The sequence below is a fragment of the Nocardia caishijiensis NBRC 108228 genome (assembly GCF_001612825.1).
In the GTDB taxonomy this organism is placed as follows: Bacteria; Actinomycetota; Actinomycetes; order Mycobacteriales; family Mycobacteriaceae; genus Nocardia; species Nocardia caishijiensis.
On record NZ_BDBE01000028.1, the window covers coordinates 68,650 to 79,952 of the forward strand.

Consider the following 11,303-nt stretch of genomic DNA (forward strand, 5'->3'; position numbering starts at 1 on the left):
TCTGTGGAAAGGCATTGGTGATGGCGAATTCCGCAGACCGGCAGCCGACCGCCCCCGAGGCGAAGGCGCAGGCACCGACCCACCGCCCGCAGGTCGGCGGCTTCCTCCTGGGCAAGCTGCTGCTCACCCAGGCGTTGCCGCGACCGCGACCGGCCTAACTCACTCCCATTCGATGGTGCCCGGCGGCTTGCTCGTCACGTCGAGAACCACGCGGTTCACCTCGGCCACCTCGTTGGTGATGCGGGTGGAGATGCGTTCGAGCACCTCGTAGGGCAGGCGAGTCCAGTCCGCGGTCATCGCGTCCTCGCTCGACACCGGACGCAACACGATCGGGTGACCGTAGGTGCGGCCGTCGCCCTGCACGCCGACCGAACGGACATCGGCGAGCAGCACCACCGGGCACTGCCAGATCTGCTTGTCCAGTCCGGCGGCGGTGAGCTCCTCACGGGCGATGGCATCGGCCTGACGCAGGAGGTCGAGCCGGTCGGCGGTCACCTCGCCGACGATGCGGATGGCCAGGCCCGGGCCAGGGAACGGCTGGCGCGCGACGATTTCCTCGGGCAGGCCGAGCTCGCGACCGACCGCGCGCACCTCGTCCTTGAACAGCAACCGCAGCGGCTCGACCAGGTCGAACTCGAGATCGTCGGGCAGGCCACCGACATTGTGGTGGCTCTTGATGTTGGCGGTACCGGCACCGCCACCGGACTCGACCACGTCCGGGTACAGCGTGCCCTGCACCAGGAACTCGACCTTGGGCGCCGTGCCGTCGCCACCCTGCTCGGCGACGATGCCCGCCACCGCGTCCTCGAAGGACCGGATGAACTCGCGGCCGATGATCTTGCGCTTCTCCTCCGGGTCGGAGACGCCCTTCAGCTCGCCGAGGAACTTGTCGACCGCGTCGACGGTGACCAGCTTGGCCCCGGTCGCGGCAACGAAATCCTGCTGCACCTGCTCGCGCTCGCCCGCGCGCAGCAGGCCGTGGTCGACGAACACACAGGTGAGCCGGTCACCGATGGCACGCTGCACCAGCGCGGCGGCGACAGCGGAGTCGACACCACCGGACAGGCCGCAGATGGCGTGGCCGTCACCGATCTGGGCGCGCACGTCCTCGATCAGGGCCTCGGCGATATTGGCCGGGGTCCACGCCGCGGGAATGCCCGCCAGCTCGTGCAGGAACCGGCTCAGCACCTGCTGACCGTGCGGGGAGTGCAGCACCTCGGGGTGGTACTGCACCCCGGCGAGCTTGCGTACCCGATCCTCGAACGCGGCGACCGGGGCACCGGCCGTGGTGCCGGTGACCTCGAAGCCCTCGGGGGCGTCGGTGACGGCGTCACCGTGACTCATCCAGACCGGCTGGATGGTCGGCAGCCCGCCGTGCAGCACACCGCCGTCGATGTTGAGCTCGGTGCGGCCGTACTCCCGGGTGCCGGTGTGGGCGACGGTTCCGCCGAGGGCCTGCGCCATGGCCTGGAAGCCGTAGCAGATGCCGAACACCGGCACGTCGAGGTCGAACAACCGCGCGTCGAGCTGCGGGGCGCCCTCGGCGTACACGCTGGACGGACCGCCGGACAGGATCACCGCGAGCGGCTGCTTCTCGGCGATCTCCTCGACCGTCATGGTGTGCGGAATGACCTCGGAGAACACCCTGGCCTCACGCACCCGGCGGGCGATCAGCTGTGCGTACTGTGCGCCGAAGTCGACGACGAGGACCGGTCTCTGAGTTTCTGCCACCTGCCCAGTTTAGTGAGGGTGGCCCAGCGCCGAGCAGGGGGCATCGATGCCGCGCCGCGCCACGCTGTGACAGACCACGACGCACCGGGATTCCTTGCGCGTGCCCGGGTGCTGCTGACTATCCTCGTCTCGTGCCATTCGCCCGCGCGATCGATGCCGACATCTACTACGAGGACAGCGGTGGCACGGGTCCGGTGGTGTTGCTCGCCCACGAATTCTTCATGGACCGCACGATGTTCGACGCACAGCAGGCGGCGCTCGCCCCCGAATTCCGCGTCGTCGCGTGGGACGCGCGCGGCCACGGCCGCACCAAGGATCAGCGGTTGCCGTTCACCTATTGGACCGCCGCCCGCGACGCGCTGACCGTGCTGGACGCGCTCGGCGTCGAACGCGCGATCGTCGGCGGCACCGCCCAGGGCGGGTTCACCGCGTTGCGCACCGCGCTCGTCGCCCCCGAACGGGTGGCCGCGCTCATCCTCATCAGCACCGAAGCCCACGGACCCACCCGCGAACAGTCCACCGCCACACAGCGTTTCCTCGACGAATGGCACGACCGGGGTTCCCGCGAGGAAGCCGCGACCCAGCTCGCCGACTGGCTCATCGGCGACGACAACCACCACCGCGAGATCTGGACCCGCCGCTGGGTCGGCGACGCGCACAACGGGCTCGACGCCGCCGTCGGCTGCCTGCTCGGGCGCGACTCGGTGCTCGAACGACTACCCGAGATCACCTGCCCGGCGCTGGTCATCCACGCCACCCACAGTGGTATCGCCGGGAAAAGGGCACGCATGCTCGCCGACGGCCTCACCGCCTCCACCTACGTGGAGATCGACGGCGCCCGCCTCGGCGTGACGATGACCCACGCGGAACCGGTCAATGCCGCCATCGGCCGGTTCCTGCGCGAACGGGTGTCACTGGCCCACGTCCGCTAGCGGACGCTGAGCCCGACCTTCTGGAATTCCTTGAGGTCGGAGTAACCGGCCTTGGCCATCGAGCGGCGCAGGCCGCCGACCAGGTTCAGCGAACCGAACGGGTCGTCGGACGGGCCGTAGAGGACGCGCTCGAGGCTCGGGCGGTCGGTGGCACCGTCGGGGCCGTCGAGCCAGGATTCGTCGACCGGCAGGAACGAACCGCGCGGCACCGACGGGTGTGCGGTGGCCGAGGGCCAGTACCAGCCGTGACCGGGCGCCTCGGCCGACGCCGACAGCGGCACCCCGAGCATCACGGCGTCGGCGCCGCAGGCGATGGCCTTGGCGAGCTGGCCGGAGGTGGCCACGTCACCGTCGGCGATCACGTGCACGTAGCGGCCGCCGGTCTCGTCGAGGTAGTCGCGGCGCGCGGCGGCCGCGTCGGCGATCGCGGTGGCCATCGGCACACCGATACCGAGCACCTCACCGGTGGTGGTGGCGCCGGGGAAGGAGCCGTATCCGACGATGACGCCCGCCGCGCCGGTGCGCATCAGGTGCAGGGCGGTGCGGTGATCGCTCACGCCACCGGCGACCACCGGCACGTCGAGTTCGGCGATGAAGGTCTTGAGGTTGAGCGGTTCGCCGTCACCCACGTGCTCGGCGGAGATGATGGTGCCCTGCACCACCAGCAGCTCGACCCCGGCCTGCACCAGTGCGGGGGTGAGCGCGCGGGCGTTCTGCGGGCTCACCCGCACGGCGGTGGTCACCCCGGCGGCGCGCACCTGGGCGACGGCGGCGGCGAGCAGGTCGGGCTGCATCGGGGCGGCGTGCAGTTCCTGGAGTAAGGAGATCGCGCGTTCGTAACCCCCCTTGTCGACCAGATCGATCAGCTGATCGATCTTGGCCTGCACATCCGCGTGCCGAGCCCACAGACCCTCACCGTTGATCACACCGAGGCCACCGCGCCGCCCGAGCTCGATCGCGAACTCCGGCGAGACCAGCGCGTCGGTTGGATGCGCGAGCACGGGGATCTCGAAACGGTAGGCGTCGAGCTGCCAGGCCAACGAGACCTGCTTCGACGACCGCGTCCGCCGCGAGGGAACGATATCGACATCGTCCAGCTCGTAGGTCCGCCGAGCGATCCGACCCATCCCGATTTCCACCATGTCACGCACAGTTACGCTCTGCTTTCTGAGCGCTGGCGCGCTCGAGTTCGCGGCCCCTGCGGGGTCGCCGGTCAGGTACCGCGGCTTGCTCCTACGTCGCCTACGCCGCGGCACCTGACCGGCGACCCGGCCGCGAACCGGCCACTTCGTGGCCGCCGCTCCTCGCCGGGCGCGGGTGCGGGGTGCGTTATGGACGAAGGAGACGCTCATGAGCACCTCGGGCTCTGGTCTTCACGCGAGTGTGCTCCGAGAGCTTATCCCCCGGAGCACAAACGCATCTATTGTACTCAGCCGCGGCCGGTGTAGTTCGGAGCCTCGACGGTCATGGTGATGTCGTGCGGGTGGCTCTCCTTGAGGCCCGCGGCGGTGATCTGCACGAACTGGGCGCCCTGCAGGTGCTCGATGTTCTGCGAACCGGTGTAGCCCATCGCGGCGCGCAGGCCGCCGACGAGCTGGTGGATCACCTGGTTCACCGGGCCACGGAAGGGGACCCGGCCCTCGATGCCCTCGGGGACCAGCTTGTCCTCGGCGAGCACGTCGTCCTGGAAGTAGCGGTCCTTGGAGTAGGACTTGGCCTGGCCACGGCCCTGCATCGCGCCCAGCGATCCCATGCCGCGGTAGCTCTTGAACTGCTTGCCGTTCACCAGGATCAGATCGCCGGGCGACTCGGCGGTGCCCGCGAGCAGCGAACCGAGCATCACCGTGGACGCACCGGCCGCGATGGCCTTGGCCACGTCACCGGAGTACTGCACGCCACCGTCGGCGATCACCGGGACACCGGCGGGCTTGCAGGCGGCGACGGCCTCGAGGATCGCGGTGATCTGCGGCGCACCGACACCGGCCACCACGCGGGTGGTGCAGATGGAGCCGGGACCGACACCCACCTTGACAGCGTCGACGCCCGCCTCGACGAGCGCGGCGGCACCGGCCCGGGTGGCGACGTTGCCGCCGACGACCTGGATGCGGTCGCCCACTTCGGCCTTCACCTTGGCGACCATCTGCAGCACCTGCGACTGGTGCCCGTGCGCGGTGTCGACGATCAGCACGTCGACGCCCGCGTCGGCCAGGGTCATCGCGCGCGACCAGGAGTCCTCACCCACACCGATCGCCGCGCCGACGAGCAGGCGGCCGTCGCGGTCCTTGGTGGCGTTGGGGTACTGGTCGGTCTTGACGAAGTCCTTGACCGTGATGAGCCCGCGCAGGCGGCCGTTGCCGTCGACGATGGGCAGCTTCTCGATCTTGTGGCGGCGCAGCAGACCGAGCGCGGCCTCGGCGGTGACACCCTCCTGGGCGGTGATCAGCGGCGCCTTGGTCATCACCTCGTCGACGCGGCGGTCCTGATCGACCTCGAAGCGCATGTCGCGGTTGGTGATGATGCCGACCAGCGCACCGGTCTCGTCCACCACGGGCAGGCCCGAGATGCGGAAACGGGCGCACATGGCGTCCACGTCGGCGAGAGTGTCGTTGGGACGACAGGTGACCGGGTCGGTCACCATGCCCGCCTCGGACCGCTTCACGGTCTCCACCTGGGCGGCCTGGTCGGCGGCCGACAGATTGCGGTGCAGCACACCCATGCCGCCCGCGCGCGCCATGGCGATCGCCATGCGCGCCTCGGTGACGGTGTCCATGGCCGAACTCACCAGCGGGGTGCGCAGCGTGATGTCGCGCGTGAGCCTGCTGGAGGTCTCGACCGAGCTGGGGATGAGATCCGAGGCGGCGGGCAGCAACAGCACGTCGTCGAACGTGAGGCCGAGCATGGCGATCTTGTTCGGATCGTCGCCACCCGTAGGAGGGCGCACCGCGATTCGTTCGCCCGACACGGGATTACTCATTCGGATCGACCCCTCCTGGTCGTCGGAGTACCGACGCAGGAGATGGTGCGCGTCGGTGCTGAGCGGAAAGCGTGATGGTCGGTGAGAACAAGCTCGCCGACGCCTGCATTCCATGGTATCGGTCGGCCGTGACACGCTGTGCAGTGAGCCCTCGCGCAAAACTTGCCAGGTGCATCGCTGGCGCAGACCACCAAGTACTGCGTACCGTGGGGATGTGCGTGACCATCTACCACCTGGCCTGCCGCCGGATCCCTTCGCCGGAGACCCCTCCGACCCGTCTGCCGCGCTCGATGCCATCGAGCCCGGTGAGCCGCTGGATCCACATGAGCGCCTCGCGGTCGAGGAAGATCTCGCCGACCTCGCCGTCTACGAAGCCCTGCTCGCCCATCGTGGCATCCGCGGGCTCGTCGTCAGCTGCGAGGACTGTCGGCAAGATCACTACCACGACTGGGACATGCTGCGGGCGAATCTGCTGCAGCTACTCGTCGACGGCACCGTCCGACCGCACGAGCCCGCCTACGATCCCACGCCCGAGGCGTACGTCACGTGGGACTACTGCCGTGGCTACGCGGACGCCTCGATGAACGAGGCCTTCCACGGCGACGGGTTCGACGGGTTCGACAACTGAGCGCTCACTGATCGGCGGACTACCGACGGGCAGTCCCGCGTGAGTCGCGCACGCGCTGGACCGTCCACACACCGACGACACGAAAGAGGCCCCGAACCACTGTGGTTCGGGGCCTCTTTCGTGTCGATCAGGGGGTGCCGGGCAGCGGCAGAATCGTCATGGTCGGGACGGCCGTCGGCACCTGCGGCGTCGGCGGAACCGCCGTCGGAACAGTCGGCGGCGGTTCTGCGATCGTTGTGGGCGGTTGGGTCGGTTCCACGGTGACCGGCGGCGGTGTCGGCGGCACGGTGGTGACCGGCGGCGGTGACGGCTCGGTCGGCCTGGGTTCCACGATCTCGGGACCGGGCGTCTGCAGGATCACCGGCGGCTCGCTCGGATCGGCTGTTCCCGGGTCACCGGGGGTGATCGGCGAGGCGGGATCGGTGGTCCCCGGCTTGGCCGGTGACGGCGACGGAGCCGACGGCGAGGGGGACGGTGCACCGGAAGAACCCGGCACGGTGCTCGGCGGGACCAACGGTGGCAGCAGCGGCCCGAGTTCGGGCGCCTGCTTCACCAATTGATCGCGCAGCAGGTTCCACCGGGCCAGCAGGTCTTCGCGCTTCTTCGGGTCGCTGACCTGATCGGCGGTCGCCGAGGCCTGCTCCAGTTTCGCGCGAGCCTGTTCCGGATCGCCCGAGGCGAGCATGCTCTGCGCGGCGGCCAGGTCGTCGTCGGCGCGCGCCACGACGGTGGACTGTGCCTGTTCGCTGAACACGACTTCCTTCACCCGCCACAGCGGATCGCCCGGTGCCGCACTGTAGGAGAATGCCGTGATACCGCCGAACACCACGGCGAGTGCCGCGGCGGACCCCAGCAGGGGTCGGACCAGACGCAGACGTCCGCGCGAGGAGGCTCCGGTTCGAACCTGCCTGGCACCGATCTCCTGATCGACCGCCGCGAAGACGGTGTCGAGATCGGGACCCGCGGGCATCGGCTCGGCCAGCAGATCGGCCCGCCAATCCGCGAGCAGTGACGCCAGCTGGAACTCCTCGGGGCTGTCGGTATGCACCGGTCCGTCGCTCGCGATCGCGTCGATCAGCGCATCGTCGCTGCGCACCGCCGCGATGTCGACCGGACCGGAATCGCCGGTACCCTCGGCGGCGTAGGGACCGCTGTCGTGCGACCCACGCCAAACCTTCCGGTCGCCTCGACCGCGCTCGCCATCCCTAGCCATACATTTCACCTGCCCTCGCCACTTGTGACTTCAGTTTTGCGAGTGCCCTGTGCTGGGCCACCCGTATCGCCCCCGCCGTGCTGCCCACGGCGACTGCGGTTTCCTCTGCTGACAGACCCATCACCAGTCGCAGGATCAGGATTTCCCGATGTTTCTCGGGGAGCGTGGCGAGCAGAGTGTTCATCTGCCTGCTGGTCTCCGAGTCGAGAGCTCGCTGTTCCGGGCCGTGGTCGGTGGATATGACATCTGGTACTTCGGCCATCGCCTCCGCCTTGTTACGGGCGGCATTGCGATGGGCGTCGGCGACCTTGTGCGAAGCGATCCCGTACACGAAGGCCATGAAGGGCCGACCCTGATCCTGATAGCGGGGCAGGGCGGTCATCACAGCCAAACAGACCTCTTGCGCAACATCGTCCGCGGAGAGCTGCCCGCGCTCCGCGGCACCGATCCGGGCCCTGCAGTAGCGAACCACCAAGGGACGGACCAGTTCCAGTACCTGAGCTAAAGCGGCCCTGTCGCCCTGCGCAGCCGCAGCGACGGCGAGGTCCAACTCTTCGCCCATATGCGTCATCGTCAGAGATTTTCCTGGCGTTACGAGTGGCGCGGTCACATGTGACCGAGCTTCCACCGATGTGGCGGAACGGAACTAACAATAGCGACCCGATGATCACCCGCCAGCGGCCCCGGGTTGTTCTGAGCGTGCTCTCAGGAAGATCACCGGACGGCCTCACCGACGCGGTGGCCGGAAGTCACCACCGAAGGAGCGGATTCGGGCGGCGTGATCTGCGGCTTCGCGCGCGGCGGTCATGGCGACGGAAGGGTCCTCGGCCACTCCTGAGCGGAGCATCGCGCACGCCCAGCGCAGGGGCAGCAGCGCGTGGTCGCGGCACTCACAGTCGATATTCTCGGCCAGGCGCGCGGCGGCCGGGAGATCGCCCGAGGCGGCGGTGGCGGCCGCGACGAGGAGGGCCGATTTGACCTGGTGTCGTACCGAGGGGAGCCCGGCGGCCACAGTGGCGGCGCGGGTGGCGTCGTCGAGCGCGAATCCGCCCCCGGCCATGGCGGTTTCGGCGCGGACCCAGTGCCAGCGCACCCGGGCCCGGGCAGGCGCCTCGTCGAGCAGCGGTTCAACCCGGCCGAGGAGCCTGGTGGCCAGGGCCAGGCGGCCGGTGCCGAGCGCGTCGGCGGCCAATCCGGTGTAGGCGTCGGCCAGGGCCTCGGCGCGGGCGACTCCGGTCGCGGCGCAGGCGAGGCGAGCCGCGCGACCGTCGTGGGCCGAGGCCGCATCGTGCCAGCCGAGTTGACGCAACAGCGAGCCCGAAGTGCTCTCGACCAGCGAGGCCAGGCCGGGATCGAGCGAGGCGCGGGTGAGGACGCGCAGGTCGGCGCGGGCGGCGGCATAGCGGCCCTGACCGGCCAGGGCCACCGCGCGATGCCAGCGCGCGCGGTGGTCGACCGACTCCGGCAACTCCGCAGCGGCGCGGCCGGGCACGGGGCCGAATGCTGTCGAAGCGAGGATTTCGGAACCGATATCCGCCGATGAGGCCGCAGTATGCACGCGGTGACTCTAGCTCCCGTGCGTCGTCACGCTTTCTCGTGATATGTCACCACCGCGGCCGAGCAGCTACCGTTCAGCTTTTCTTCGCGGGGCCGATGTTGCCATCAGGTAAATCTCCGCTCCCGGATGCTCGCGGTGCAAAGTCTCGAATTCACATGCGTTTCTCGCAATTAACCTGTACGCCCCGTTTGCGCCATGTCGGAGGTTACGGCCGCGGGAGGGCACTGTGACCGGGGGCACCCCACTGAGCGGGGCGCGGATCAACCGAAACGCCCCGAAAACGCCACTACCAGCGGAAATAGGTATTCGCTTCCACAGCGACACGCGACCCATCCATAGCCAACCGAACAGTATGGACGGACGGGGAGTGAAATGTAAACAGTTCGCAGGTTAAATTTCAGCGTTGACGATTTGCTGAACCAATGCGCGGAACTATTGACGGAATTTCCCGCCGAGCCCTAACGTAGCTCATCGCCGGGGACGGCGCCGCGCGAAATTGCAGCGACCATCCACTCGGCACCGTCAGGCACCGTCGAGCCGGCCACTCAACCGAGGGGCCGCGTTGACCTGCCGCACCACTCGCTCGACAACGCTGACGAGCTCGCACCACAAGGAGTTCACCGTGCCCATGCCCACTCACCTCCCCGGTCCGAACGCCGACGTCTGGGATTGGCAGATGCGTGGCTCGTGCCGCGGCCAGGATTCGGCCGTCTTCTTCCATCCCGACGGCGAACGTGGTCGCGCCCGCACCGCGCGCGAGATGCGCGCCAAGGAGATCTGCCGGGCCTGCCCCGTGCTCATGCAGTGCCGCACCCACGCGCTCAAGGTCAGCGAACCCTATGGCATCTGGGGTGGCATGTCCGAGACCGAACGCGAGATGCACGCCCGCCGCAACCGGCGGCGCATGGCGGTCTAGAGCCCTTCGCGGAACCCTCCGCAAATCCGTTCCCATCCATCCTGCGTGGGGCGCCGAATTCCTAGCAAACAGCTGGCACCCGATTCCAGGCACCCCGCTCGCAGGGGTGTCATAGCCTCGGGCTACATTCGTGACCGATGACACAGAATGGGTTCCGAAGCGAAGCCTTCCCACCGAGCGTGGATTCTGCGGTTACCGCACGCGCGGCCGAAGGAGTCGAGCTAGCTGCACTGTTGGAACGATGCGGCCTTGCCGACCAGCAAGCCTTTGCCGAACTGTACGACCGGACCTGTGCCCGCGTCTTCGGCCTGATCCTGCGGGTGCTCCACGACCCCGGGTACGCCGAGGAGACGACACAGGAGGTCTACCTCCAGATCTGGCGCACCGCAACGAGTTTCGACCCCGCCAAGGGGTCGGCGGTGACCTGGCTGATGACGCTGGCACACCGCCGCGCGGTCGACCGGGTTCGTGCCGAGCAAGCCCACACCCAGCGCGAGGTCGCGTACGGGATCCGGGTACTCGGTCACGAATTCGACGAGGTCACGGAGGAGGTGGAACGCAGACTCGAACAACAGGCCGTCCGACGCGGGCTCTCGACATTGACCGAGACCCAGCGCGAGGCGATCTCGCTCGCCTACTACGGCGGGCGGACCTATGCGGAGGTAGCTCAGCACCTCGGCATCGGCTTACCGACCGTTAAGTCCCGGATTCGGGACGGTTTGACACGACTGAAGAAAAGTTTGGGGGTGACGTGAGATGAACGACGCCCAGATCGATCTCGCGCACACCGTCGCGCTCGGATTGATCGACGACGAAGACCATCAAGCGATCCAGACCATCACCGATACCGAAGACCCCACCCTGTGTACCGAGTTCCTGCACGAGGTCCGTGCCACCCGCGCGGCCCTCGCCGACCTCTCGGAAATCACGGCCACCCCACCACCCCCGTCCCTGCGCGCCCGGCTACTGGCCGCGATCGACGCCGAAGAAAACCCCGTAGCCAGCTGAAGCGCACAACGAAAGGCCCCCAGACCAATCGCGGTCAGGGGGCCTTCGTCATAACACGGCCCAACTCGAGCCCGCCACCAACTGCACTCCCAGCCACACCGCATCACTGGAGTCCGCCACCTACCGCACTTCCAGCCCACACCGCACCACCCGAGTCCACCGCCTACCGCACTTCCAGCCCACCCCGCACCACCCGAGTCCACCGCCTACCGCACTTCCAGCCCACACCGCACCACCCGAGTCCACCGCCTACCGCACTTCCAGCCCACCCCGCACCACCCCAGTCCGCCACCTACCGCACTCCCAGCCACGCGGCACCACTTAAGTCCGTCATGACCGCCTT

Annotated in this window: 12 protein-coding genes; 6 read left to right on the forward strand and 6 right to left on the reverse strand. The window is 68.6% G+C overall.

Features of this window, described 5'->3' with window-relative positions:
• The first annotated feature begins 20 nt into the window (after positions 1-20).
• Positions 21-158 (forward strand): hypothetical protein, encoded by a 138-nt coding sequence (locus NC7_RS29040; protein WP_157101942.1) that lies wholly within the window; start codon positions 21-23, stop codon positions 156-158.
• Between the two features lies 1 nt (position 159).
• Here the strand turns inward: NC7_RS29040 and guaA are convergent, their stop codons facing one another.
• Complete coding sequence (gene guaA, locus NC7_RS11560) at positions 160-1,731, reverse strand: glutamine-hydrolyzing GMP synthase (RefSeq protein ID WP_067981798.1); 1,572 nt, start codon at positions 1,729-1,731, stop codon at positions 160-162.
• A gap of 131 nt (positions 1,732-1,862) precedes the next feature.
• On the opposite strand from guaA, the gene NC7_RS11565 reads away from it, so the two are divergent.
• Positions 1,863-2,663 carry an alpha/beta fold hydrolase gene (locus tag NC7_RS11565; protein ID WP_067981800.1) on the forward strand — a complete coding sequence of 267 codons (801 nt, stop codon included), beginning with the start codon at positions 1,863-1,865 and terminating at the stop codon, positions 2,661-2,663.
• Here the strand turns inward: NC7_RS11565 and NC7_RS11570 are convergent.
• The gene (locus tag NC7_RS11570) at positions 2,660-3,814 is read right to left on the reverse strand and encodes a GuaB3 family IMP dehydrogenase-related protein (protein ID WP_067981802.1); all 1,155 of its coding nucleotides are present in this window, start codon (positions 3,812-3,814) and stop codon (positions 2,660-2,662) included. The two genes, NC7_RS11565 and NC7_RS11570, sit on opposite strands and share 4 nt — an antisense overlap.
• Positions 3,815-4,092: 278 nt before the next feature.
• On the reverse strand, positions 4,093-5,637 hold the full coding sequence (gene guaB, locus NC7_RS11575) for an IMP dehydrogenase (RefSeq protein WP_084458379.1): 1,545 nt from the start codon (positions 5,635-5,637) through the stop codon (positions 4,093-4,095).
• 214 nt (positions 5,638-5,851) lie between these two features.
• Between guaB and NC7_RS11580 the strand changes: the two genes are divergently transcribed.
• Entirely contained in the window at positions 5,852-6,265 is a 414-nt protein-coding gene (locus NC7_RS11580; RefSeq protein WP_022567296.1) for a DUF5319 domain-containing protein, read from the forward strand.
• A gap of 127 nt (positions 6,266-6,392) precedes the next feature.
• Here NC7_RS11580 and NC7_RS11585 read toward each other — a convergent pair whose 3' ends face one another.
• The 3 genes from NC7_RS11585 to NC7_RS11595 form a co-directional block, all read right to left on the reverse strand.
• A complete protein-coding gene (locus tag NC7_RS11585; protein WP_067981804.1) occupies positions 6,393-7,478 on the reverse strand; it encodes an anti-sigma-D factor RsdA in 1,086 nt (361 codons plus the stop codon).
• Positions 7,471-8,049, reverse strand: a complete 579-nt coding sequence (locus NC7_RS11590) for a sigma-70 family RNA polymerase sigma factor (RefSeq protein WP_067981807.1) — start codon at positions 8,047-8,049, stop codon at positions 7,471-7,473. The genes NC7_RS11585 and NC7_RS11590 overlap by 8 nt, the downstream gene beginning before the upstream one ends.
• A 156-nt stretch (positions 8,050-8,205) precedes the next feature.
• Positions 8,206-9,036, reverse strand: coding sequence for a hypothetical protein (locus NC7_RS11595; RefSeq protein WP_067981810.1), 831 nt, complete (start codon positions 9,034-9,036; stop codon positions 8,206-8,208).
• A gap of 622 nt (positions 9,037-9,658) precedes the next feature.
• Here NC7_RS11595 and NC7_RS11600 point away from each other — a divergent pair.
• From NC7_RS11600 to NC7_RS11610, 3 genes are all read left to right on the forward strand, one after another.
• Positions 9,659-9,952 (forward strand): WhiB family transcriptional regulator, encoded by a 294-nt coding sequence (locus NC7_RS11600; RefSeq protein ID WP_022567299.1) that lies wholly within the window; start codon positions 9,659-9,661, stop codon positions 9,950-9,952.
• 137 nt (positions 9,953-10,089) lie between these two features.
• The gene (locus NC7_RS11605) at positions 10,090-10,707 is read left to right on the forward strand and encodes a sigma-70 family RNA polymerase sigma factor (RefSeq protein WP_210740784.1); all 618 of its coding nucleotides are present in this window, start codon (positions 10,090-10,092) and stop codon (positions 10,705-10,707) included.
• Position 10,708: 1 nt separating this feature from the next.
• Positions 10,709-10,960, forward strand: coding sequence for an RskA family anti-sigma factor (locus NC7_RS11610; protein WP_067981814.1), 252 nt, complete (start codon positions 10,709-10,711; stop codon positions 10,958-10,960).
• Positions 10,961-11,303 lie beyond the last annotated feature (343 nt).